The organism is Dokdonia sp. Asnod2-E02 (assembly GCF_045063915.1).
Taxonomy (GTDB): Bacteria; Bacteroidota; Bacteroidia; order Flavobacteriales; family Flavobacteriaceae; genus Dokdonia.
Window position 1 is genome coordinate 220,092 of the sequence record NZ_JBEFNX010000005.1, and the last position, 25,205, is coordinate 245,296.

The following is a 25,205-nucleotide window of genomic DNA, read 5'->3' on the forward strand; positions in this document are numbered from 1 at the left end:
TATGATCGCACCAGATTTCCCTCTTAATGAAAAGCAACGTATGCAAACCTTACTAGGTTTAGGGTTACTTGACACAAATCAAGAGGAAGATTTTGATTACATTACTAAGCTCGCTGCATACATATGTGGCACTCCAGTTGCATTAGTAACCCTTGTAGATGAAGATAGACAGTGGTTTAAAAGTAAAGTAGGTATGGCATTATGTGAGACTTCGCGTGATAGTTCTTTTTGTGCGCACGCCATTTTAACTCCAGATGAGATATTAGAAATACCAGATGCAACAAAAGATGATCGTTTTATAGATAACCCACTTACAAAGCTTGAAGATCCTGTCATATTTTATGCAGGAGTCCCGCTACGCACAACAGATGGTATGTCTATGGGGTCTTTATGTGTTATAGATCATAAACCTAATAAACTAAGTAAAGAACAAAGAGCCGCGCTTATAACTCTTGGAAAGCAGGTGGAGCGACTTTTTGAATTGCGCATTGTAAATAATCAATTAGAACAGGCAAAAGCGAGTCTCACAAAACATAACACATTGCTCAAAGATTTTGCAGGTACTGTTTCACACGATTTAAAAATGCCCCTCGCAAACCTTATTCTCACCTCAGATATATTAAAAAAGAAGTACACAGCATCACTAGATGAGTCTGGAGTAAATTACCTAGGTTATCTCAAGAAGTCTTCACTCTCTATGAGTAACTATATAACAAACATACTTGCTCACTACGAGAGCACGGCATATGATAGAGAAGATGCCCACGAGTTTATGTTTAACGATATGCTAGAAGATCTTGTAGATCTATTAAATATAAACTTTGAGTGTGAATTTCACTTTCCTGAGGTAAATATAGAACTTAGATGTAACCGGTCTGCACTTGACCAGATATTCTTAAACCTTATAGGTAATAGTATAAAGTATAATGATAAAGCCCATACAGTAATACATATAGATGTTCTAGAGCAAGATGAGCACTTTGAATTTTCTATAAGAGATAATGGGCGCGGTATAGAAGAAGAAAAGATAGAAGGTGTATTCACTTTATTCAGTACCGTAGGACACCTAGATAAAAATGGAGAGAAAGGCCACGGTATAGGATTATCTACAGTAGAAAAACTAGTGCATAATCTCGGTGGGACCATAAGTGTTTCTTCAGTGCTAGGGGAGTACACAAAATTTACGTTTACAGTTGCCAAAAGTTAAAGTATATTAAATATTCGGTTCTGGTGCGCTTCTTCTGTTAGTAAAGCGTTAATGGATATGGATGTTGCTGTATACTCTATTACCTTTAGTTCACACTATCCAATCTAACCAATAAATGATCAAAATTTACAAAGCATTTCTTGTGATATTATCTTTTACTATCACAAGTCAACTTGTTGCTCAAGACTTACCCGTCGCAACTATCCAGAAGAATATTAAATCTTTTAAAGAAAATCCGCGAGGCCCTTATAAAAAAATAGAGTGGTTTTGTGAAGATGGTACGATGCGAGAAGCACGTGACCCTTGTCCAGATGATATAGGTGGTGGTGTGCAGCACGCGAGTTATAGTGAAGATCTAATAACGCTAGGTACTAAGTATCACCTCTTTTTTGCAGATATACTTGCAAATACAGATAGGGTTGCTTTCTGGGATGTTACAAATGATAATAGCCGCATCAAGCAATATCAACTAGCGAGATACCTTGCAAGTGTAGATAATGGTTGGGTGCAGCGCAAGTCACAGTTTTACCGTGGTGCCATCCAGTCTGAAGATGAGGAGGCGTGGGGCGTTGAGTTTTATGAGTGGTTATTGCGTAGCGATACTCGTTTTAGACAAAACTACTATTTACTACGCCAGACCTTACGAGATATTCCTCACGATGGCGATAGCAACATTGCCCAGCGTATGCGTAGTGAGTCAAAAATACTGGCAGAGACCTACCCAAAATTTATGGATGCCCGTATTAAAATACACGGCAAGCCCAGTGTGAGTGACATCCAGATGGTTCAAGAGTTTAGAGCTAAACATAAGGGAGACCTCTCTGGTGAAGTGAAAAAGCAGTTTGACCAACTAGAAAAAACCCTCGCCGAGTTTTATACACCTATCAATTTTAAGGAACTACAGAGCCAAGTAAACGCTATCTCTGTAAAAAATGATCTAACAGAACGCATTAGCACGTTTTTAGAAAAAGCTGCTCAGGATACTTCTGCGCAAATACTTGTGCCAGAAATTGCAGATGTACTCTGTTATATACGTCAAGACGTACTTACTTTACGTAGATCTAGTGATCGTCTTGCGATGCTAGATTTATCTAATGAGCTGGAAGATATATTACTCCTAAAGACACAAGAGTGGCAACCAGAAACATTAAAGGAGCTGCTTTATAAAATACAAACCCTTTCATATGCAGCAACAGGTACAGGACTCATTGAGTTAAATGAGTGGGCAGCAGTAGAGCCGTATTTACAAGCAGATAGTTACCATAATGATAAGAGTGTCGAGCAGCTTAACGATTTCCTGGCGACAGCTAGAGGTGTTGTAGAGTGGAGCGCCTCACAAGTAAAGGCAAAGTATCAAGAAGTCGTCGATACCTACGCAACTTTTGAGCCTAAGGCTTATGGTTTTATAGATGACCGCGTGCGCTCCTCTGTTGCATTAGATTTAGGTGAGAGTGTGAGCACGCTAGGTGCGTTTATAGCAAAGCATTCTGGGCTTGAAAATAAGGTAATGGATATAGATGGACAGTCTTCTGTGAGAGGATTAAATCCTGGGTATGCCTACGGTGAGCTCGTCGTTATAGAAGGTTCTCCAGAAGGTATAGAAGTGGATACAGAGAAGATATACGTTTTTGAAAAACCGCCGTCAGACCTCAAGCCTGTGGCTGGTATTATGACGGTATCAGAAGGTAATCTGGTTTCACACGTGCAGTTACTAGCTCGTAATTTAGGAATCCCTAATGCGGCATTATCCCAAGAAAATCTTCAAGATTTGAGCAAGTATAGCGGTAATAAGGTATTCTATGCAGTTTCAAATAAAGGAAGTGTGATTATAAAAGGCGAGGACGATATTACAGATGAGGAGCGTGAGTTATTCTCAAAGAAGCAACGTTCTACAAGTCAGGTAACCGTGCCTGTAGAGAAGATAGCACTAGATAAGAAAGACATCATAAATATGCGTGATCTAGATGCAAGCGCGTCTGGAAAACTAGTAGGCCCTAAGGCGGCAAACCTTGGGCAACTCAAGAAGATGTTCCCAGAGCAGGTGGTAGAAGGTCTTGTTATTCCTTTCGGCATTTTTAAGGACCATATGGATCAAAAAATGACCAATTACGAGGGTTCTTATTGGGAGTTTTTAAATAGCGCTTTCGCGAAAGCGGAACAAATGAAAAGTAACGGCGCGTCATCAAAAGAGATAGAGACGTACCAACTGCAAGAGTTGAAGCGATTACGTGAAGCTATAAATATGATGACGCTAAAGCCGTCATTTGTAAATAGCCTGCGTGCAGATTTCCAAAAAGTCTTTAAATCGCCTATGGGTAAAACTCCTGTATTCTTGCGTAGTGATACAAATATGGAAGACCTTGAAGAATTTACTGGCGCAGGATTGAACTTGACGCTTTTTAATATTCTTGATGAGGATAAAATATTAAAAGGAATTAAAGATGTGTGGGCTTCTCCATATACGGAGCGTAGTTTTAAATGGCGCCAGCAGTATCTAAGCAACCCAGAAAATGTGTTTCCTTCTATACTTATCATTCCTTCGGTAGATGTGGAGTATAGTGGTGTGATGATTACAAAGGGTATTAATCAAGGTACAGATGAGGATCTTACTATTGCCTTTAGCCGTGGGGCAGGAGGAGCTGTAGATGGACAAGCCGCAGAAACTAGACTTGTTACCGCTACAGATGCACGCTTACTATCGCCAGCGAGACAGGCAGATTTTATTAGACTGCCAGCAACGGGAGGTGTGAAGAGAAACATCGCAACCTTTGACGAAGAGATTCTCAATGAGAAAAACATAAAGGATATACGTGCCATTGCCCAGTCTATAAGAACTAGATTACCAGAAATGACAGGTTCTGACTATGATGGGGCTTATGATGTGGAGCTTGGTTTTGAAAATGACAAACTATGGCTGTTCCAGATACGACCATTTGTAGAAAATAAAACGGCAAAGTCCTCAGAATATCTTGAGGCAATCTCACCAAAAATTGACAAAGACTTTTTAATAACGCTTGATGCACCTATAAACTAATGAAAACATATATCACACTAACATTCATCGCTTTATCGACTTTATTTGTAGCGATGCTTTATCCTATAGACGGTTATGATACGACGGGTATAAAACGATTATACCGACTTCAGAAAATGGAGATGGATAGTATTGTAAACAAGCGTATTCCTAATGGCGCTTATTTAAAACTAGAGGATATCAAGCTCAATTTGCTTTCGCGAAAGCGTGATTCTCTTGGAGCAATACTAGTAGAAGACAATGATTTTTCCAGAAAGATTGCGAGAATTACACCCGGTGGAAACTACTCACTTGCGGTACTTGATATGACTAATCCAGATAGTTTAAAATATGCGGCTCACAGAGAAAATGTAGGGTACCAGCCAGGAAGTGTAGGTAAAATTGCTGTCCTAAACGGCTTCTTTACAGAGCTTGCAGAGGTATATCCAGATAACTTTGAGTTGCGTACGGGGCTTATGTGTAATAAACGAGTGAAGGCTCGCTACTGGGGAACAGGAGATCACCACACGATACCTGTGTATGATATAGACAGTGATAAGTTAACAAAGCGACAAGTGGTTGCTAGTGATGAGTTCTCGCTGTATGAGTGGGCAGATCATATGGTCTCTGTGAGTAATAACGGAGCTGCGAGTGTGCTGTATAGAGAGACAATGCTGCTAGACGCCTTTGGACGAAAGTATGCAGACCTCACCGAAGAAGAAGCAGAAAATTACTTTGTAGAGACCGATAGAGACTCTCTTACGAGTCAAGCAAACCGAGTGGTGAATCAGCCATTAAGAGATCTAGGAATTACAGAAGACGACTGGAGACTAGGAGGGATGTTTACGCGTCCTGCTGGTAAGTACGTAGGTCGTGAGGGTGGAAGTATTGGAACTCCTAAAGGGCTTATGAAGTTTCTAGTAGCGCTAGAGCAAGGAAATGTAATAGATGAGGAAAGCTCGCTTGAGATGAAGCGATTATTATATATGACAGACAGACGTATACGTTATGCACACTCTAATAGACTAGATGACGCGGCGGTGTACTTTAAATCTGGCTCGTTTTATAAATGTGATCGAGAGAAAAACCCTAACTGTAGCGACTATGCAGGTAATGTGTTTAACTATATGAACTCAGTGATTATTGTGGAGCAGCCTAATGGTAAAAAATACATCGTATGCCTAATGACTAACGTACTTAATAAAAATTCTGCAGGTGCACATATGTACCTAGCAAGTAGTATTGATAAGGTGGTAAATCCCACATAAAAAGCATTTACAGTTCTATTAAAACGCCTTCTAGTTGTTACTAGAAGGCGTTTTACTTTTGTTGCTGTTTTACCCGTTGTAGACTTGTAGATACACGCGTAGCAAGTTTTGCAATGTTCGTGTTTTTATGCTTTGTAAAAGATTGAGTAATGGCAGTATACTTTGTGTCTTCTAGTATCTCAATAAGGTGGAGCATAGCGATATTCATCTGTCTGCTGCGATTACGAATTAAGCTTCTTACGGCATCAAATTCTGTTTGTTCTACCATTTCTTGAGAATGTAGATTATCAACATCTGTGTCAATGATATGTACTTCGAGCAATGGCAGGATCTTATTTTTAAGTTTGATATGTAAGAGGTTGTCTAGAAACTCTATGGCGTTGATTCTCGCTGTATCATCTTTACTTTTAATACCCAAAAACGCAGCACTTATATCTTCTTGATTGTAACGTATACTTAATAGTGTAAAGATGCTATGTAGACTTTGATCTACTTGTTCCCTTAAAATGAGCACTATGGCTTCACGGGCGAGTAAGACCTCTGTTTCTTTAGTTTCGTCTTGTGAGTCTGCTGGCGGATTGTTTACAAGTTTTGTGAAGGTAGCAAGGGCGTTAAGCGTGCTTTGGTAATAGTTGCTCTCTAGTAATATGTATCTAGAGATTTTGCGCTTATCTATGGTAAGCGACGGGTTTTTACTACTTAGTTTTAGTAATGATTTTGAGGCATTTTTACGTACGATGAGGTTGTTACTACCTAAAAATTTGAATAAGATTTTTACTGCATTTTGAGAGTTAAATGTTGCGATAACCTTAGGTAGATTTCTTTTTATGTCTAGACTAAAAGCATCTTCATTTTCTAGCCTGAGAAGTGTTTTTGTAATCTCTGGCCCATATTGAGTAAGACTTTTTATAGCTGCTTTACGAAGTTTTTTATTTTCTAGAAACTGGAGAAGATTCCCTACAAAGAGCGGGTCTGTGGTAATGCCTGCAGCTTCTATAGCTTTCTTTGCTACCTTTTTATTTTTATTACTAAAATGAATAGAGATAAAGTAGTAAAACTCGTTAAGCCCTGAGTAGGCAATACTAAGAAGCAGGTCAGAAGTTTCGGCAACATTTTCTAGTCCTTCTGGTGTGCCTAGTCGTTCTATTTGAGTCGCGATACGGTCTCTTAAATTAAACTGCTTACCAAGATTTGTATTGAGGCGTGCATCTTGTGCAAGGCATAACAGCGCAGCATTTGCAATGGGCTTTTCTGGATGATCTAGATAGGTTGTAAATAATTCTTGATCGTCTATTTTGGTATGATGTAGTAAATATTGTAATGTGGCTATAATAAGTGCGCTGTCGCTAGTGTGAAGGAGGGCTTTAATTTTATGTAATGCAGTACCTTCTTTATAATAATACAACTCCTCAATAGCCGCTATTTTTATAGCATTAGAAGGATGGTCTAAAAGTGCGACTATTTGCTTTTTTAAGGGATTAAGCTTAGCCGATGATAATCTAGATAATAAAGTGAGAATCTCGCTTTCTTCACCATTTTGTAAAATATGTCTTGCAGTAGCGATAGTACGTTCTTTTCTGAAGTTTCGTTTGGACTCATCTTTATTGAGTAGTAAACTCTTGAGGTTGGACCTAAACGAATCAAAGTAGGCATCTCTAAGCTTGTAGATTAACAAGAGCCATATAAACAAGAAGAAGATAGTAAGAATCGTCACAAACTTGGTATCTAGTTCCATACCCTTAATCACAAAAATGAGCAGAAAACCAGCAATACCTGTGGCTACACTATCTACCACAATATCTATAAATGATTTTGCTTGGTTCTTTATAGCATACGGTATGGGTAAAATAGAAAGCTCTGCAGCTGCTTTGTTTATAGACTGCTTAAAACTACCGTCTAACCCTTTTATGATAATAAGCACCCAAAGCTCAGGAACCGTAAGAAATAGGAGGGAGCCTAAGGCAATTCCTAGTGGGAGTATAAGCATAGTTGAGGTTACGCCTAGATAGCTTAAGACTCTATTAGTAACAAAAAGCTGTATGAGTAAAGCCACCACATTAAACGAAGAAAACCAGAACCCTAAAAAAGAAGCAAGCTCATCTGAGTCTGGAATGGCCTTGTGCGCAAAATCACTAAATTGAAAATCAACCAGCTTTGCCACCAGCACACTTATCCCGATAATAGATGCTAAGTATAGTAAATGCTTAGATTTTAAGATGATTTGAAAAGCATTACGATCCGGGTTAGACACTTGGTGTATCTCTTTCTTTCTCGTGTACATAGAAAGCGTGCGTAACCTTAAATTCCAAATACGATAGAGTATAGGCACACAGCATAAAATGAGAATCCCTGCGATAAGAATAGACGTTTTATTCCCAAAAGCCGCCGAAATTAAGGTCGTTAAGTACCCACCAAAAATTCCACCAGCAATAGCGCCAGAGCCTATAAAACCAAAGAGTCTCTTTGCCTCCCTCGCATTATAAACCATATTTGCTAGTATCCAGAATTGTGAGGTAACCACCACGGCAAACAAGGATATGAGAACGTAGTAATAGTAAAGTAGCCAGACCTCAAGAAATTTATAATGCAAGGCGACAGAAAGCAACATAAAAAAGAAGCCAAAAGCGCATAAGGTTATCGTAGCTACCTTTTTAAACGAATATCGCTTTAAAGCTTTGTTATAGAAGTAAGAACTTAAAATAGCCACAGCCGCAACAAAAAGATACCCGTAAGGCAATCGCTCTGCACCTAGCGCCGATAGAAATAATGCGTTTACAGTAGGCTTTACAATAAGTAGCACTGTAATCACCAAAAAGATGTACAGCTGCATAAAAAAAGAGATGGTGATCTCACCATCTCTTATATCAAAGGCTTTCTTGTAAAGACTTTTAAGCATTCATTGCGTTTATAATGAGGTTCCCTAGTTATAGGCTAAAGCTCGTGATTTTTTCATTGCTTTTTCTAAAGGAATTACTAAATCTCTTACAATTTGCTCACCCTGTGCATCTTCTATAAGAGCCACTAGTATATACTTGCGCTCAGGTCCCCATACCAATACAGAGTCAGAGTGCCAATTCTTCCACGATCCAGACTTCCTGTAGATATCTGCCTTAGGAGCAATTTTATCTAGCGTGTTTACAAATTTGTGGTGTAGTGCTGGGTCTTTCATAATGTCCAGCATCTCTTCAGACTTTTCTGTACTTACTAGGTTACCCATTGCAAGCTGGTAGTAAAAACTACATACCTGTCTAGCTGTAGCCGCGTGACTTAATCCCTTCATAGGGTCTGGATTACGTTTTCCGCCAGCGGCATATCTCTTGCCTACCCATAAACCACCGCCTACTTCTTCATCATAAAGCTTGAGCTGGTCACTGCGCAGTACTTGTTCTATTTTATCATAGCCCACACGGTCTATCATACGAGTAGAAGCAGCATTATTAGACTTACTTATCATAAGTCGCATATCCTTACGTATTTCTCTAGAGTCTTGTAGTTCGCCATTTTCTATAGCATCCATTGCGGCAAGAAGTATGGCAATCTTAGGTAAACTTGCGGCATACATCATAAACTCATCATTGATACCTGCATACTCTATATTCTCTAAGTTGGACATATCTACAACGCCTATAGACATTCTATTAGACTTCACTAGATTTTTCCATTTTGAGTTTTTATTAATCTCTTGTATTAAAAGCTCTCTCAATATAGGACTCGTATGAGTCTCAAGAGGCTCTACAGAGTCCATCTGTATAGGAAGCTCCTGAGCACTAAGTACAGAAGACATTATAACGCACACTATAAGCGTGATATATTTCATAAAATTCTATGTATTTATAGTTCAACCTAAGTATACAAAAAGGCTGCCAAAGATAGCTAGTATTACTGTTAATTCCATCCCAAACTGTTAATGTTTATAGCGCCCAAGTGTTAAGTCTAGAAATGGGAATTATATGTGTTTGTTCTAGGTGGTATTTGATAAATTACGCTTTCGCGAAAGGATATATATCACAAACAAATTTAAATGTCCACTTATATGTAAAGTAGATAGACTCTTATTAAAAAGATAGAAAATGAGATATCTTTTAAATTGATTGGTTATTATTAGTATGTGTAAATAAGGTCTGATAATGAAATAGTTAATAAATTTAATCAAACACAGATGATTTAAAAAAAAATAAGACTTTTGCACGGATTGAATTACAAACTATACTTAATAATATTTCTTAAAAAGATTAATATGAATATACATTATAGAAAACTATTTTATTTACAAGTACTTATGCTTTTAATCGGTTTAAGTAATTTACAAGCGCAAAATGTAACCTCAGATACAATTCTTTATAAGACTGTTGCTATTAAGAGTGGTAAATTAAAGGATGATATTAATCATCCAGTAAAAAGAATCTATAGTTTCAAAAAATACGACTCAATTAATGTTTTGGGTTATACGCAAAATAATTATCTCGTAGAAGTTGGAGGGGTAAAAGGTTACGTTTTGGCTAAATCTTATTTTAATGAAAATAAGGATTTAAGAGCATATAGGATTGGGATTAACAAGATAGAGATTGATAGCGCCGATATTTTTCGAGAAAGAAAAAACGAAAAATTTAAACAGTATGAAATTGACAAAAAGAATACTTGTGAATATGACACTAATTCTGTTGACGCCGTAACTGGTGATATTATAAAAAGCACCGAATATCATAAGGTTGGATATGTCCACGACTACGAACTTTTAATTGCCTTGCAAAGAATAGGTAAATATAAATTTGTTAATTTCAAATTAAATGTAAGATTAGGATGCTCAAGTCCTTATCAAACTTCACGTTCAAAAGTACAAGTCATACTGGAAAATGATGATAAATTAACTTTTTATCATTCAGGTGATGTTCGTTGTGCAGATGATTATTATTTAATTGGGAAGCTTAGTCCAAGTGAATTTTTAAGATTGAAAAAATCAAAAATTAAATTAGTTCGTTTGGAGGGCACCGAAGGGCATCAAGATATTGTTGATTTTGAATTTTCAGATTTTTTTCTTAATAAACTTGAGTGTATAAAATAATAGATTGATTAGGTGCGGGTCTTTCTATTATTGTGATGTATTATAGTCTTTACAATTTTTTAAATCTTTCCTTTGACAAGGGAGGAGTTACCAAGAGAATTCTAAGGTTTACTATACTTTAATTGCTGAATGGTCATTCTGCCTCAGTGAATTATAGTCGTGGTTAGATGGTGTAGTTTTATTTGTGATTTTTTTCTTCAATAATTAAGTAATTAAATCTTTTCCTATATGTGCTTTCTTTAAATAAATCAGATGTTATAATTGAATGTAGAATATCATATATTAAAACTAACTCTTTATAATTGAAGTTGTTCCAGTCTGTGTCGAAATTATGTTTGGTATCGTGAATATGAATTTTATTTCTTAATTTTCTTAAAGCGTTTATTCGACTGTAGTTTTTGAATTTATTACCAAGTAACTTTTTCTTCTCAACTTTTTTTGACATCTGGTCAAAGGTCATAGTCGTTTTTATTGGGTTTTCAGTTTTTTCAAATAAAACAACTTCATTTTTGACTTTTTTTCCATTCAATTCATATTCAGAGGTTTTTACTCTTTTAGATTCAATCCATTCCGTTTTGTTTGCTAATCCATTAATCTCTATTAGATAATAAAAAATTGCTTCTATTATTGTAGTTCCGTGAACGAGGATAGACTTAATATTTTGTGTCAATAAAACATCAGTCATATAAATGTCAGTTCTTATTTTATTTAAAAACTCAATATACTGCAATGAATACGCTATGTTTTTCCTCAGTGGATATACTTTTGAGTACGGTAAACATTGATTTGTCTTAATAAGACAACCTAAATGCATTTCAAGTGAACTAATACTGATTGGATACCACTTGCATTCCTCTTTGTCCAATAATCTATGTTTGTTGTCTACGTTCATTTAATATTACACTAAAGAGGCCACAACAAAAAGCGAGTGTCGCATTTTGTTGGTCTGCCTATTTTCATTTATTATAAAATTCTAAAGCAACTCAATCTAAATCAACCCCCTAAAACCCTACCGCAGTATCATCACCACGTCTATCTGCGCCTCCTTCAAGTGTGCCATTAGGGAGGACTAAAATACCGTCTACTTTTCCTATTACAGGAGAGCGCTCTTCATTGGTTTCATAACCTTTTTCTTGCAGTCCGCTTATGATGGCTGGATCAAAGCTGTTAGGTTCAAATAATACCACATCTGGTAACCACTGGTGGTGAAAACGTGGTGCGTTTACCGCCTCCTGCATTGTCATCCCAAACTCGTGTACGTTAAGTACCGTTTGTAACACAGAGGTAATTATGGTAGATCCTCCAGGCGTACCTACGGTCATCCAGAACTCGCCATCTTTTTCTACTAGGGTAGGAGTCATACTAGACAGCATACGCTTGCCTGGCTCAATTTTATTTGCCTCGGCGCCTATAAGCCCAAACATATTAGGCACTCCTGGTTTACTAGAGAAGTCATCCATCTCATTGTTTAAAAAGAAGCCTATATCACTCGCATATAATTTAGATCCATAAGCGCCGTTAAGCGTGGTCGTTACTGCAATGGCGTTACCATACTGGTCTACCGCGCTGTAGTGCGTTGTTTCCATACTCTCATAACCTGGCAAGGCACCGTGTGCCATATCACTAGACTTTGTAGCGGTGTCCCAAGAGAAGGTTTCCATTCTGTTTTTTGCATACACATCAGATATGAGTGTGTCTATAGGAATGTTTACAAAATCTGGATCTCCTAGGTAAAAACTTCTATCTGCATACGCGCGACGCTCTGCCTCTGTAAGTAGTTGTATACTCTCCACACTGTTGTGATCATATTGTGAGATGTCATACGGTTCTATCATCTGCATAATTTGTGATAAACAAACCCCACCAGAACTAGGCGGACTCATAGAGATCATTTTTAAGTTATCATACTCAAAGGTAACCGGCGTGCGCCACTTTGCTTCGTATGCCGCAAGATCTTCCATTGTGATGATCCCACCTTTAGATTGTAAGAAGTTTACCAGTTTTTGGCCCGTCTCACCTTGGTAAAACTCGTCTTTACCATTTGCTACGATGCGCTCTAGTGTTTGTGCGAGGGCTTCGTTTTTAAGGGTGTCCGCTTTCGCGAAAGCGTTTACATATATAATACTATCTCCGTTAAGCTCTTTAAATTTATCTTGTAAAGCGCCAAACCTTCCTGCTTGGTTTTCTGTAATCACATACCCATTGCGAGCAAGGTCAATTACGGGCTTGAGAATGGTCTCCATAGGTAGTGAGCCAAACTTTTCGTGCACGGCAAACATACCTGCAAGACCACCTGGCACACCCACAGCGAGACTTCCCTCTGTGCTTAAACCTGGTATTACATTACCGTCTTCATCTAGGTACATATCACTTGTAGCCGCACCAGGTGCCATCTCGCGATAGTCTAGCGCTCCTATATTACCATCTTTAGTACGGTATACGAGAAAACCACCACCACCTAGACTACCGGCAAACGGGTATGTCACATTGAGCGCCATATCTGTAGCAATCATTGCGTCAAAAACGTTACCACCTTGCTTCATAATCTCAACGCCTATGCGTGAAGCCTCCTCTCTCGCCGAAACGACCATAGCTTCCTGAGCAATAAGTCCCTGTACGGGCGCAGGAGCAGGCGCTTCTGTCTTACAGTTTATAAATAATAGGGGAATGCAGAGTAAGAGTAAATACTTCATAGGTTGGATTTGTAATGGATATTAAAATTTAATTTGTCCTGGTAGATATTTATAAATACCTCTGTCAAATGAACCCCAATAATAGAGTGTACCTGAAAACCAAAAGACAGTAATTTCATCGTTTATTTCAAATGGTTTTGAATTGCTACTTGCGTATTTCAGCTTTCTTAATTCAGATGTATTATCATTAATAGACACATAAGGATATGGTAACAATGTATAATCATTTCTCATAGGTCCTTTCTCATTTCTATACTCAACAACTTTTGCGGTTAAGGGCTTGCTTGCATTGCGCATTTTTAAAAATGTGACTTTAGAGTTCCACAGGATTAAATATAACAGAATCAGTATGAATAACAATCCCCAAATCATAAACTTAAAGCTCTTCTAGTTTTAATGCAACAAAGGCTTGTAATTCTTTAAAAAAGCGTGTAAACTCATCTTCAAAGGCTTCATAATGTTCCGCAAGGTCTTCTATGGCTTTATCCATTGCTACGCGGCGTTTTGTGCGTATGTTCATATTGTAAAGCACAGTGCCTATACCTTCCATAGTTGCATAGCTGAGGAGCCAGTTTTGCTCCATCATAGGGATCATCATTTTCTGTATGCGACCCGTGAGCAAGTGGTGATGGTCTTGTAGTAGCTGGTAAAAGTTATCTATGTACACATCTAGCGATGTATCGTGATAGTTGTTCCAGTTTTTGGCTAGAAAGTGATCATAAATAATATCTACTATCACACCAGAGTAGTGACCATACTTTGCGTGCAGGCGTTTTGTACTCTGCTTTACAATAGGGTGACTATCTGTGTAGCTATCTATCCAGCGATGCACGAGTATACCTCGCTGTATATCATCACTATACTTGAGGTACTTTTTACCTTTTATACCATCTGCCATAAAGTTACCTATAGTTTCCATAGGTAAGCCATCGGTAAGGTAAATGTGTGCGAGAAAATTCATAGTGGTGAAGTTAATAGGAAAAATTAACCTGTTCAAAGATTTTATGAGGCATTGTTAAGCAATGCATTCTCGTTAGGCTGGTACGTATGTGTTTTAGTACTTTTGTTTAACAATCAAAAAAACGAAGATTAATTACGCTTTCGCGAAAGCGTACTCAAAATTTACATATGACATTAATAAAATCTATATCAGGAATACGTGGTACCATAGGAGGTCGCACGGGTGAAAACCTTACACCAGTAGATGCAGTAAAATTTGCTGCAGCATACGGTGCGTGGCTCAAAAATGATCGTAATAAAGAAACCTACAGAGTAGTAGTAGGGCGTGATGCACGTATATCTGGATCTATGATACAAGAGCTTGTGATGAACACGCTCGTGGGTATGGGAATCCATATTATAGACCTTGGTCTCTCTACCACACCTACGGTAGAAGTTGCCGTACCTATGGAACACGCAGATGGTGGTATTATACTCACTGCCTCGCATAACCCAAAACAATGGAACGCGCTTAAACTATTAAACAGTAAGGGAGAGTTTCTTAATGGAGTAGAAGGGGAGAAAATTTTAAATTATGCAGATAATGAAGATTTTACCTTTGCAGAGGTAGATGATCTGGGTAAAATCACAAAAAATGATGCCTACATAGATTTGCATATAGAAGAGGTAAAAAACCTTGAGCTTGTAGATGTAAACGCTATTAAAGATGCTAAGTTTAAAGTAGTGGTAGATGGTGTAAACTCTACGGGAGGTATTGCCATACCAAGATTACTAGAAGAGCTAGGCGTAGAGGCAGTAAAATTATACTGTACACCTAACGGGGAGTTCCCTCACAACCCAGAACCGCTTAAGGAGCACCTAGGTGACATTTGTAAGATGGTGGTAGATGAGAATGCAGATTTTGGTATCGTAGTAGATCCAGATGTAGACCGTCTGGCTTTTATAGATGATAAGGGAGAAATGTTTGGAGAAGAGTATACCCTCGTTGCTTGTGCAGATTATGTACTAGGAGAGACTAAGGGTAACACGGTATCAAACTTATCTTCATCACGTGCGCTACGTGATATCACAAGAAAACACGGCGGAGAATACTTTGCAAGTGCCGTAGGAGAGGTAAACGTAGTACAAACTATGAAGGACCAAAACGCTGTAATAGGCGGAGAAGGAAATGGTGGAATTATCTACCCAGCATCGCACTACGGTCGTGATAGCCTGGTAGGTACGGCGCTTTTCCTTACACACCTTGCAAAGCTTAAAATCTCTGTGAGCGAACTCAAAGCTAGTTATCCTCCATACTTTATGAGTAAGCAAAAGATCCAGCTCACACCAGGTCTTGACGTAGATGCATTACTAGAAAAGATGGCTGCCAAATATGCAAATGAAGATGTATCTACGGTAGATGGTGTAAAAGTAGATTTTGAAAATCACTGGGTACACCTACGTAAGTCTAATACAGAACCTATTATACGTATTTATACAGAGGCAAGCACACAAGCCGAAGCAGACCAAGTTGCAAATGATATGATTGCTACTATAAAGGAAGTAGCTGGTATCTAGACAGATATAGGGATTAAAAAAAGAGGGCGATTGCCCTCTTTTTTTGTGCTTAATTTTAAATATCTTTACAGTGCAAACTATTGATTATGAATACATTAAAGTCTACTAAGCCTAGCGGTAAACTAGAGAATTACTTTTCACGCTTTCGCGAAAACATCATTGGTATTAACCAAAGTTTTCAATCTCCATACGGAACAAAGCAGCTTTTATATACAGACTGGACCGCTTCAGGAAGATTATATGGTCCCATAGAGGATAAGATGTTACGCGACTTTGGTCCCTATGTAGCAAATACCCATACAGAGACGACTGTCTCAGGTACTGCTATGACAATGAGCTATCATAAAGCAAAGCACATCATTAAAGAGCACGTAAATGCAGATGAGAATGATGTACTCATAGTAGGTGGTAATGGTATGACGGGTATGATTAATAAATTTCAGCGCATACTGGGATTGAAAGTGCCAGAAAACATAAAGAAATTTACAGAAGTACCTGCAGAGATAAAGCCCATTGTTTTTGTAACACATATGGAGCATCACAGTAATCAAACTACGTGGCTAGAGACCACGGCAACAGTAGTAGTCGTGCCTGCCAAAGAAGATGGACGCTTTTGTATACAGATGTTTGAACAAGAACTGCTCAAATATGAAGATCACCCTTTTAAAATAGCATCTATTACTGCTTGTAGTAATGTAACAGGTATACAGACACCATATCACGATGTGGCGAGACTTATGCACGCTCACGGTGGTTTATGTTTTGTAGACTTTGCGTGTAGTGCGCCTTATGTGCATATTGATATGCATCCAGAGAATAAAGAAGAGCGCCTAGACGCTATTTTCTTCTCTCCACACAAGTTTTTAGGAGGTCCAGGCTCTTCTGGAGTTTTAATCTTTAATAAAGATTTATATAAAAACGTGGTACCAGATAACCCAGGAGGAGGCACCGTATCGTGGACAAACCCTTGGGGTGAGCATAAGTATATAGATAATATAGAAGAGCGTGAAGATGGGGGTACTCCGGGTTTCTTGCAAACCATACGTACAGCCTTATCAATTAAAGTAAAAGAAGAGATGGGTGTAGATAATATACTCGCTCGTGAGCACGAACTTATAGACATCATTTGGAATGAGCTAGAAACGGTAGAAAACGTAAAAATTCTTGCAGGTGATCACAAGGATAGACTAGGTGTTATTTCTTTTTATATAGAAGAATTGCACTTTAATCTAGCAGTAAAATTACTCAATGACCGTTTTGGGATACAAACTAGGGGCGGTTGTAGCTGCGCAGGAACTTATGGGCATTATTTACTTAATGTAGATCAAAAAACATCAAACTCGCTCGCTTGTGAGATAGATGCAGGTAACTTAATACAAAAGCCAGGATGGATACGTATGTCTATTCACCCTACCATCACAAATGAGGAAATAGCTTATGTATGCGCGTGTATAAAAGAACTAGCTTTACATCACAAAGACTGGTCTCAAGATTATATATACCTACCTTACTCAAACGAGTACTTACATAAAGACGATAAGGCAACCTCTTTGAGTCGTAGTACGGCTATAGACTCTTGGTTTGAATTTTAATGCTATTTCTTAGACTTATTTATTTCAGAAAGGACTTCCTCCTTTTTGCCTAAGAGTTTAAAACGTTTATGAGTCCAGAGGTAATACTCTGGATTTTTACGTATTTGAGCTTCAAGGGCGGCGGCATAATTTGTCATAATCTCGCCATCTTCTGTTTGAGAACCATCTGGTGTAATGAGTTGGAAAGAACCTTTGTAGTAGCCACGTTTTATCTTTTCTGTACCGTAGTAAAATACGGGTAGTTTAAACTCTTTTGCAATACGTTCTACCCCAGTAAAAAAAGGCAACTCGTGACCTAAAAATTGTGTCCAGTAGCGAGCACGGTGAAATCTAGGCGATTGATCTGCTACAAAGCCATAACAGCCTGTTTTATTATCACTCTCATTTTTTCTTATAAAGCGCATTGTATCCTTAGAGTCTATAAGATAGGTGTTCCATCTACTACGTATCTTGCGTATGAGGTTATCAAACTGTTTGTGTTTTATCTTTTTATATACTCCGTAACCCGGATTTTCCATAGATAGCTGTAGTGCAAAAATCCACTCATAACTTGCGTAGTGTCCCATCATAAGGAGTGAGCTTTGTCCTTCCTTATCATATTTTGTAATGAGTTCCTTGTTAGAAAATTGGTAACGTTCAAGAAGATCCTCCTTTTTTATATTCATAGATTTTATCATCTCCAGAAACATATCACAGAGATGGCTATAAAATTTACGTTCTATGGTATGGAGTTCTTCTTCAGATTTTTCTGGGAAGGTAGTCTTTAGGTTATATCTCACTACTTTCTTACGATAACCTATAACTTTATAAATAACAAAATAACAGAAATCTGAAAGCAGGTAAAGCCCTTTAAAAGGGAGTATGGAGATGAGCCATAATAGCGGGTAAAACAACCAGAAAACAATAGCTTTCATTCAGATATAGTTAAGATATTAATCTCACAAATATAGCTATCTTTACAAGTAAAACTTAGTATTTATGGCGGATTTACATCCAGTTACAATTGCAATTATCTTAGCAAATGTCTTATTCTCTATGAGTGGTTTTAAAAACTACTCAATGTTTGAGAAATATAAATTTAACGTAGGAGCTATACGTAGAGGAGAGCAAGTACGTATGGTATCTTCTGCCTTTTTACACGCAAATACGCAGCACTTATTATTTAATATGCTCACGCTATATTTCTTTGCAAATGCTGTTATCTACACTATAGGTGTACCTAGATTTTTACTGGTGTATGTTTCAAGTCTGCTTTTAGGAAATTTACTTTCTTATTTTCTACATAAAGATGAGTATCACTACTCTGCAGTAGGAGCTAGTGGTGCAGTAATGGGTGTAGTGTATGCTGGGATACTTCTCAACCCAAGGTTAGAAATTTATTTTATGCCAGGTTGGGTATTTGGAGTGGGGTATATGATTTACTCTATTTATGGTATGGTGAAGCGTAATGATAATATAGGGCACGATGCCCATTTTGGAGGTGCTATTGCTGGCTATGTAATTGCCATTATCTCTGCGCCTATACTCCTAGAAGAGCGACTTTTAATAGTTATTGCGCTAGCTTTACCTATTATTGCTTTCTTTATTCTTTTTAAATTAGGAAAGATTTAAGGAAACCTCTTTTATTGTTTTTTATATTGAGAGAAACAAAAAACCAATAATTATGAAATATATAACCGCATTAATTCTATTAATCACAATGTCTATATCTGCTCAAAACAACACAATGCAACCCCTAGTAAATGTTACCGGTGAAGGTATTGTTAAGGTAGTGCCAGACGGTGTAAACATACGCGTGCGCGTAGAAAATCAAGGCAAGGAAGCAAAACAAGTAAAAGCAGAAAACGATCAAGCTATAGATAATGTTATAAAGTTCTTACGTAGTCAAGGTATCGATAGTAAGTATGTGCAGACAGAATACATAAATCTTAATAAAAACTATGATTATAACAGTAAGACCTACAACTATAATGCAAATCAAACACTTACCATAAAACTCAAGGATTTAAAGATGTATGAAGGTGTAATGGCAGGACTTCTTAATTCTGGCATTAATCGTATTGATAACGTACAGTTTACCTCTTCACAGATGGATGCTCTTAAGGCAGACGCGCGTGTGAAAGCAATCAAAGATGCCAAAGACAAGGCCACAGCATATGCCGGTGCTTTAGGTCAAACTATAGGTAAAGCAGTACAAATAAGTGAGCAGGGTAGTGCTTCACCACAACCACCTATGTACAAGGCCAGAATGATGTCTATGGAGATGGATAACTCTGCAGGAGGGGAGACCATCGCTCCAGGAGAGCTTACAATCACTACAAAAATCTCTGTAAGTTTTGAATTAAAATAAGCTTAACTAAGATTAACGACTTGTTAACCATCCTTATAGCTTTCTCAAAGTATCTTTAAGATATGAAAAGGAAAGAAAAGGAAACCAACAAATCTGAGCGCGAAAAAGAGATAGATGCACGCATCGTGAGAGATGACCCGCAACCCATATCTATAGGTAACGGAGTGCATAGAGATCCGTCTAAACTTGCGATAAAAGAAGCAAAAGATGAAGCCCTTCAGAGAGCAAAGAAAAAGTAATTTTATTTTGTGTGTAAATAAAAAGGTCAAGGAGATTTCTCCTTGACCTTTTTTAATTTTATGATGTCGCCTTACTATCTATTCCTGTTTCTGCGTAGGTTAGGATGTCTAGGTTCTTTAGGAGCATCTGTATGCGTCTTTGCAGAGTCTTCTACAAGTCTATTAATCTCCTCCATCTCTGTATCGCTAATGTAACGCCATTTACCCACTGGTACATCGAGTTCAATATTCATAATCCTATTTCGCTTTAAGCGAGTAACCTCATAATCTAGCGCTTCACACATTCTACGTATTTGCCTGTTGAGGCCTTGAGTGAGTATGATTTTAAAAGAAAACCTACTCAGTTGCTCTACGTGGCATTTACGTGTCACGGTATCTAGTATAGGTACACCATTACTCATTTGTTGTATAAACGAGGGTGTGATAGGCTTATCTACCCACACTTCATATTCCTTCTCGTGGTTATTACGAGCTCGTAATATCTTGTTTACAATATCACCATCATTAGTAAGGAAGATTAGACCTTCAGAAGGTTTATCAAGTCTACCTATCGGGAAGATACGAGAAGGGTAGTTTATAAAATCTATGATATTATCCTTTTCAACCCGCGTGTCTGTCGTACAAACGATACCTACAGGCTTGTTAAGAGCGATATACACAGGCTTTTCTGTAGAGCTTGTTATAAGTTCACCATTTACGCGCACTTCATCACCTTCTGTAATTTTTGTACCCATTTCTGGCACCTTACCGTTTATGGTAACGCGACCTTGGTCTATAAGTTTATCTGCAGCGCGACGTGAGCAATAGCCAGCCTCGCTGAGGTATTTATTGATACGGGTTTGTTTTTTCTCTTCCATTAGGAGCAAAAGTACTATTTATAGAATAAAAAAATGCCAGTCGTGAGACTGGCATTACAAGTTCAAAAAAGTGAACTAAAAAGTTATATGTGCTTAGTCAATTACTTTGACGTTTACTGCATTTAATCCTTTCTTACCTTCTTTTAATTCAAACTCAACAGCATCACCTTCTCTTACCTCATCGATAAGTCCTGTTACGTGTACGAAGTGCTCTTGGTTTGCTTCTTCTTCATTGATAAATCCAAAACCTTTAGTTTCATTGAAGAATTTTACTGTTCCTTTGTGCATTATAATAATTTAAATATGTTAAGTTGCAAACTTACTGCTATTTAATCCAGAAACTCACAATTGTGTGTTATTGTTTTAAAATACTTTTTTTACGCTTTCGCGAAAGCGTAATCACCTCTCATCCCATTGTTTATAGTGTGTGACAATTTTATGACATAGTCTTATGAGGATGTGTTGTGATGTTTTTGCAAATAATAAGTAGGGATATTTTGTTTGTTAACCCGTAACTTGCGCTCAAAACCGATACAAATGGCACTTACAAACAACGATATCTTTAAAAAATTACGAGTTGCGCTGCAGTTGCGAGATGATGAAATCATAGAGATATGTAAGCTTGTCGATTTTCAAGTTTCTAAAAGTGAGCTAGGAGCTATTTTTCGTAAGCCAGATCATCCTAAATTTATGGAGTGTGGTGACCAGTTTTTACGTAATTTTTTAAATGGTCTAGTAATACACAAGCGAGGACCTATGCCTCCTAAAAAGAAGTAGTGCTATTGTACCACTTTTTTAGTCGAGATAACTACTTTCTTACCATCATCTAGCGTGGTAAAAAATAGGTATACATCTCCACCATCTTTTATCTTTAACTTTTTACGTATCACATCTACTTGCATAGGGAAGTTGCGAGTAGTGATATTTGCCTTTGTGATCCCTAATTCCTTTGCAATTCTTTTTGAGTAAGGAACAATCTGCTCTATCACAAAACGACGGCCTGCAAATGAGATGAGCTCTTCTGAGGTATATAAGTGTGAGTGCTCGTGCAGTTTTGAAACATTAAAATACGTACTCACCCAGTTAAAAGCGCCACTCTTCATAAGCGCACTGTTAGGCTCATAAAGATACTTTTGAGGGGTGTCTATAACGGTTTGCGCATTAAGAGCATCACTATGAGAGAAACTCACTACAGGATCTGATGATTGTAAGTTTACAACAGTAAACTTTATGTCTTTACTGTGCTGTGAAGTAAGTTTCCATAACAACTCTTTCACCTCATTTTTTACAGCTACAATGTGTATTTCGGTCACGCTGCGCAGTTCTTCTATACCTGCTGCAATGTCTAGTATGGGAGATGTTTTTATCCAGAGGGTCTTACACTTTGACAATAACAGGTTTTTGTAAAGCGGTACATTAGGTAGACAATCTTTAAGCATAAAAACTTTTCCCTTACTATCTGTACGTCTCCCTGGGTCTAAAAAAATGGTGTCAAAACGAGTATCGCAGGTTTCAAAATAATGCATTGAATTATCTACTATAAACTCTATGTTTTCTTGCTTGAGAACTTCTGCATTAGACTGTGCAAGTCTTGATAAACTGGCGTCCATCTCTATGTGGATTACCTGCTTGTTAGTCTGTGCAAAGTGATAAGCATCTATACCAAAGCCACCTGTACCATCTGCTAGGGTAGTACCTTGCATAATACTGGCTTTGTAACTTGCCGTTGCCTCAGAAGAGGTTTGCTCCATATTGAGTTTAGGCGGGAATAAGATACCAGCGGTGTTATGCCAGCGCGGTAATTTTCCTTTGGCTTTACGTTTACCTTCAAGTTGTTGTGCAAGCTCCTGTACGGTAATATCTTTAAAAGGGCTTCCTTTTAAAATAAAAGCGTGGAGTGGTGTATGCTCGTGTTCTTGTAAATAAGCACGCACTTCGGGCTGTAAAAGCGCGGTATTCATTATAAGTCTTGTGTAAGTTTTTGTACAATCTTATACTCGCTCAAAAATTCTTTTGAGATCACTTTAAGTGCGGTATAAACAGGAACGGCAAGTATCATCCCAAATACTCCAAATAACAATCCAGCAATAATAATAGCTAAGAATATCTCTAGCGGATGTGACTTCACACTGTTTCCAAAAACAAAAGGTTGTATCACAAAATTATCAACCATTTGTGCTGCGCCATAGCATAAGGAGATCCAGAGTAATTTAGGTAAAATAATGGTTCTAAAATCCATCTCAATATTACTCGAGGTAACCAGTAATAGCATAACAGCACCACCTACAAGAGGGCCTAAATAGGGAACCAGGTTAAGTACAGCACAAAAGAGCGCTATGGCAAGCGCGTTTTCTATACCAAATGATAAGAGAATTATAGCGTATAAGACAAACATCGTAAATACTTGTATTATGAGCCCTATAAAGTAGCGAGATAGAAGGTATTTTATCTTTTCAAACACGCGTAAGAATTTGCCCTCGTTGCCTTTTTTCGCGAAAGCGAGTAAACTATTTACAAGCAATCTATTATCCTTTAAAAAGAAGAAAGTAATAAATATAATAGCAAATGTACCAATGCCCGCGGCACCTAGATTGCCTATAATTCCGTTCAAAAATGCAGGGATGATACTAAAATCAAAATTCTTTACGAGCTCTGCCTCTTGAACTCCTTGTATTATAGTCATCTTATCTAGGCCAAAATAAGTTGCAATCTCGCCAAAGAGCCTATTAATATTAACTTTTACCTCTTCAAAATCTATCTGACCCAGATGCTGGCTTTGGTCTATAACCACCGGTATAAAAAGCATAAATACCCCTAGTATTACCAGTAGTAATATAAATATTGTGACTATCGCTGCCCAGGTAGGGCTAAACTTAAGTGTGTACCTTAAAAACTTTACAACCGGTCTACCCACTAGTGATAGTACAGCTGCAACGGCAAGATAAACAAGCACGCTTTGTATGGTATAAAGAAGCCAGAGTAAGATTAAGATACCCACAACGACACCTACGGCGCGTAAGATTCCATAACTTATTTCTTTTGCTTTTAGTGGCTTCATATAAAGGTCAAAGATACTGGTTTTATTATCGTGTGAGCTCGTAAAGTGCGATGCCTGCGGCTTGTGCTACATTCATACTACTATTAATGCCGTGCATAGGTATATGTGCAATCACAGCACATTGTTCTAATACTTCTGGAGTGACACCAGTACTTTCGGCTCCTATGACAAGCGAAATTTTTGACATATTAGCAATATGAACTTCGGCAATGGGAATACTTGTAGAATCTATCTCTAGTGCGATAGAGTTAAACCCTTGCTCTCTAAGATTAATAAGTGTATTCGCTATATTCTCGCTTTCGCGAAAGCGGACTGTACGTTCTGTATTGCGAGCCGTCTTACGTAGTCTACTACTAGTAACATCTGGAGCGTTGCCGCAAAAAATGATCTCTTGTACACCAAAAGCATCTGCCAGCCTAAAAATGCTACCCACATTTGCCGGACCAGAAACGTGATCACATACAATGATAATCTCTTTGTTATGAGAAGCTGGGGTGTGATGTGTATGAGTTAATTGCAAGGGGTGAGTGTTTTAATTTTCAAAAGCATACTTAACAATGTTTGCACCCATTTGGAGCGCTTTTTGTCTCACACTCTCTGGGTCGCCGTGTACTTCTGGATCTTCCCAGCCATCTCCTATGTCTGACTCTGTTGTAAATAATACGACGAGTCTGTCTTCATAAAAGAGCCCTAGTGCTTGTGGTCTCTTTCCATCGTGTTCGTGTATTTTAGGTAGTCCCTGCGGAAATTTATAAGCACTAGAAAAAATGGGGTGGCTAGCGGCAAGCTCTGTAAGCTCTTGGTCTGGAAAAATCTTTTTGAGTTCCTTAGGTAAATACTCAGCCATTCCATAATTATCATCTATGTGTAAGAAACCGCCACTAGTTAGGTAATCCCTAAGGTTCTCTACATCGTCGTCTGTAAAAAGTACATTACCGTGACCCGTCATATGCAGCAGTGGGTATTGAAACACGTCGATACTACCAGCATCTACAGATTCTGGTTTATCATTCATCTTTGTGTTTATGTTCTTATTACAAAAACGTATGAGATTAGGCAGGGCAGTGGGATTACTGTACCAGTCTCCACCTCCTTTATATTTTAGTACTGCAAGATCTTGGGCAGTTATAAACCCGCTGGTTAACAATAGTATAATGACTGCTAGTAAGGTGCGATGCATAAATGAATTTATAAAAATTAAAAATACTGATAACTTAAATTATGAGTGTACTAAATTATATTAAAGTTAAACAGAAATCATAAAGTTCTAAAAACCAGTTCCCAGTGAGATGATAACTACTGCCTAGGCTTGCTGTTAGTATAATGAGTTCTTAAATTTACTCTAGTAA

Annotated in this window: 23 protein-coding genes; 10 read left to right on the forward strand and 13 right to left on the reverse strand. The window is 37.9% G+C overall.

Annotated features, from left to right (window positions below; all coding sequences use genetic code 11):
* Position 1 precedes the first annotated feature (1 nt).
* The 3 genes from ACJJVM_RS00970 (at position 2) to ACJJVM_RS00980 (ending at position 5,488) form a co-directional block, all read left to right on the forward strand.
* Positions 2-1,207, forward strand: coding sequence for an ATP-binding protein (locus tag ACJJVM_RS00970; protein WP_405210468.1), 1,206 nt, complete (start codon positions 2-4; stop codon positions 1,205-1,207).
* A 115-nt stretch (positions 1,208-1,322) separates the two neighbouring features.
* The gene (locus ACJJVM_RS00975) at positions 1,323-4,241 is read left to right on the forward strand and encodes a PEP/pyruvate-binding domain-containing protein (protein ID WP_405210469.1); all 2,919 of its coding nucleotides are present in this window, start codon (positions 1,323-1,325) and stop codon (positions 4,239-4,241) included.
* Positions 4,241-5,488 (forward strand): serine hydrolase, encoded by a 1,248-nt coding sequence (locus ACJJVM_RS00980; protein WP_405210470.1) that lies wholly within the window; start codon positions 4,241-4,243, stop codon positions 5,486-5,488. Before ACJJVM_RS00975 ends, ACJJVM_RS00980 begins: the two co-directional genes overlap by 1 nt.
* A 52-nt stretch (positions 5,489-5,540) precedes the next feature.
* Here the strand turns inward: ACJJVM_RS00980 and ACJJVM_RS00985 are convergent, their stop codons facing one another.
* Both ACJJVM_RS00985 and ACJJVM_RS00990 read right to left on the reverse strand, forming a co-directional pair.
* Positions 5,541-8,384: an NTP/NDP exchange transporter gene (locus ACJJVM_RS00985; protein ID WP_405210471.1), complete on the reverse strand. Its 2,844-nt coding sequence runs from the start codon at positions 8,382-8,384 to the stop codon at positions 5,541-5,543.
* A 24-nt stretch (positions 8,385-8,408) separates the two neighbouring features.
* A complete protein-coding gene (locus tag ACJJVM_RS00990) occupies positions 8,409-9,305 on the reverse strand; it encodes a serine hydrolase (RefSeq protein ID WP_035337167.1) in 897 nt (298 codons plus the stop codon).
* 420 nt (positions 9,306-9,725) lie between these two features.
* On the opposite strand from ACJJVM_RS00990, the gene ACJJVM_RS00995 reads away from it, so the two are divergent.
* Positions 9,726-10,550 carry a hypothetical protein gene (locus ACJJVM_RS00995; protein ID WP_405210472.1) on the forward strand — a complete coding sequence of 275 codons (825 nt, stop codon included), beginning with the start codon at positions 9,726-9,728 and terminating at the stop codon, positions 10,548-10,550.
* Between the two features lie 178 nt (positions 10,551-10,728).
* On the opposite strand, the gene ACJJVM_RS01000 is transcribed toward ACJJVM_RS00995, so the two are convergent.
* The 4 genes from ACJJVM_RS01000 to ACJJVM_RS01015 form a co-directional block, all read right to left on the reverse strand.
* Complete coding sequence (locus ACJJVM_RS01000) at positions 10,729-11,415, reverse strand: hypothetical protein (RefSeq protein ID WP_405210473.1); 687 nt, start codon at positions 11,413-11,415, stop codon at positions 10,729-10,731.
* Between the two features lie 136 nt (positions 11,416-11,551).
* Positions 11,552-13,243: a gamma-glutamyltransferase gene (gene ggt, locus ACJJVM_RS01005; RefSeq protein ID WP_405210474.1), complete on the reverse strand. Its 1,692-nt coding sequence runs from the start codon at positions 13,241-13,243 to the stop codon at positions 11,552-11,554.
* A gap of 21 nt (positions 13,244-13,264) precedes the next feature.
* The gene (locus tag ACJJVM_RS01010; protein ID WP_035337160.1) at positions 13,265-13,615 is read right to left on the reverse strand and encodes a hypothetical protein; all 351 of its coding nucleotides are present in this window, start codon (positions 13,613-13,615) and stop codon (positions 13,265-13,267) included.
* Positions 13,616-13,619: 4 nt separating this feature from the next.
* Positions 13,620-14,204, reverse strand: coding sequence for an acyl carrier protein phosphodiesterase (locus ACJJVM_RS01015; protein WP_299150822.1), 585 nt, complete (start codon positions 14,202-14,204; stop codon positions 13,620-13,622).
* 167 nt (positions 14,205-14,371) lie between these two features.
* Here ACJJVM_RS01015 and glmM point away from each other — a divergent pair, with 167 nt between their 5' ends.
* Together glmM and ACJJVM_RS01025 are read left to right on the forward strand one after the other, a co-directional pair.
* A complete protein-coding gene (gene glmM, locus ACJJVM_RS01020; RefSeq protein ID WP_035337156.1) occupies positions 14,372-15,760 on the forward strand; it encodes a phosphoglucosamine mutase in 1,389 nt (462 codons plus the stop codon).
* An 86-nt stretch (positions 15,761-15,846) separates the two neighbouring features.
* Positions 15,847-17,352 (forward strand): aminotransferase class V-fold PLP-dependent enzyme, encoded by a 1,506-nt coding sequence (locus ACJJVM_RS01025; protein ID WP_405210476.1) that lies wholly within the window; start codon positions 15,847-15,849, stop codon positions 17,350-17,352.
* A gap of 2 nt (positions 17,353-17,354) precedes the next feature.
* On the opposite strand, the gene ACJJVM_RS01030 is transcribed toward ACJJVM_RS01025, so the two are convergent.
* On the reverse strand, positions 17,355-18,266 hold the full coding sequence (locus tag ACJJVM_RS01030; RefSeq protein WP_405210478.1) for a lysophospholipid acyltransferase family protein: 912 nt from the start codon (positions 18,264-18,266) through the stop codon (positions 17,355-17,357).
* Between the two features lie 64 nt (positions 18,267-18,330).
* On the opposite strand from ACJJVM_RS01030, the gene ACJJVM_RS01035 reads away from it, so the two are divergent.
* From ACJJVM_RS01035 to ACJJVM_RS01045, 3 genes are all read left to right on the forward strand, one after another.
* Entirely contained in the window at positions 18,331-18,963 is a 633-nt protein-coding gene (locus ACJJVM_RS01035; RefSeq protein WP_035324710.1) for a rhomboid family intramembrane serine protease, read from the forward strand.
* 52 nt (positions 18,964-19,015) lie between these two features.
* A complete protein-coding gene (locus ACJJVM_RS01040; protein ID WP_298350816.1) occupies positions 19,016-19,702 on the forward strand; it encodes an SIMPL domain-containing protein in 687 nt (228 codons plus the stop codon).
* 62 nt (positions 19,703-19,764) lie between these two features.
* Positions 19,765-19,941 carry a hypothetical protein gene (locus ACJJVM_RS01045; protein ID WP_405210479.1) on the forward strand — a complete coding sequence of 59 codons (177 nt, stop codon included), beginning with the start codon at positions 19,765-19,767 and terminating at the stop codon, positions 19,939-19,941.
* Positions 19,942-20,015: 74 nt separating this feature from the next.
* Here ACJJVM_RS01045 and rluF read toward each other — a convergent pair whose 3' ends face one another.
* Entirely contained in the window at positions 20,016-20,798 is a 783-nt protein-coding gene (gene rluF, locus ACJJVM_RS01050) for a 23S rRNA pseudouridine(2604) synthase RluF (RefSeq protein WP_021779203.1), read from the reverse strand.
* A gap of 93 nt (positions 20,799-20,891) precedes the next feature.
* Positions 20,892-21,086, reverse strand: coding sequence for a cold-shock protein (locus ACJJVM_RS01055; protein WP_021779202.1), 195 nt, complete (start codon positions 21,084-21,086; stop codon positions 20,892-20,894).
* A 249-nt stretch (positions 21,087-21,335) separates the two neighbouring features.
* Here ACJJVM_RS01055 and ACJJVM_RS01060 point away from each other — a divergent pair, with 249 nt between their 5' ends.
* Positions 21,336-21,575 (forward strand): DUF1456 family protein, encoded by a 240-nt coding sequence (locus ACJJVM_RS01060; protein ID WP_021779201.1) that lies wholly within the window; start codon positions 21,336-21,338, stop codon positions 21,573-21,575.
* Between the two features lie 2 nt (positions 21,576-21,577).
* Here ACJJVM_RS01060 and ACJJVM_RS01065 read toward each other — a convergent pair whose 3' ends face one another.
* Genes ACJJVM_RS01065 through ACJJVM_RS01080 form a run of 4 tightly spaced genes read right to left on the reverse strand, consistent with a single transcriptional unit; the run spans position 21,578 to position 25,036 of the window.
* Positions 21,578-22,759 carry a THUMP-like domain-containing protein gene (locus ACJJVM_RS01065; RefSeq protein ID WP_405210481.1) on the reverse strand — a complete coding sequence of 394 codons (1,182 nt, stop codon included), beginning with the start codon at positions 22,757-22,759 and terminating at the stop codon, positions 21,578-21,580.
* On the reverse strand, positions 22,759-23,856 hold the full coding sequence (locus ACJJVM_RS01070; RefSeq protein ID WP_298350802.1) for an AI-2E family transporter: 1,098 nt from the start codon (positions 23,854-23,856) through the stop codon (positions 22,759-22,761). Before ACJJVM_RS01070 ends, ACJJVM_RS01065 begins: the two co-directional genes overlap by 1 nt.
* A gap of 25 nt (positions 23,857-23,881) precedes the next feature.
* A complete protein-coding gene (locus tag ACJJVM_RS01075; RefSeq protein WP_405210482.1) occupies positions 23,882-24,376 on the reverse strand; it encodes a TrmH family RNA methyltransferase in 495 nt (164 codons plus the stop codon).
* Positions 24,377-24,388: 12 nt separating this feature from the next.
* On the reverse strand, positions 24,389-25,036 hold the full coding sequence (locus ACJJVM_RS01080; protein WP_375252444.1) for a DUF4159 domain-containing protein: 648 nt from the start codon (positions 25,034-25,036) through the stop codon (positions 24,389-24,391).
* Positions 25,037-25,205 lie beyond the last annotated feature (169 nt).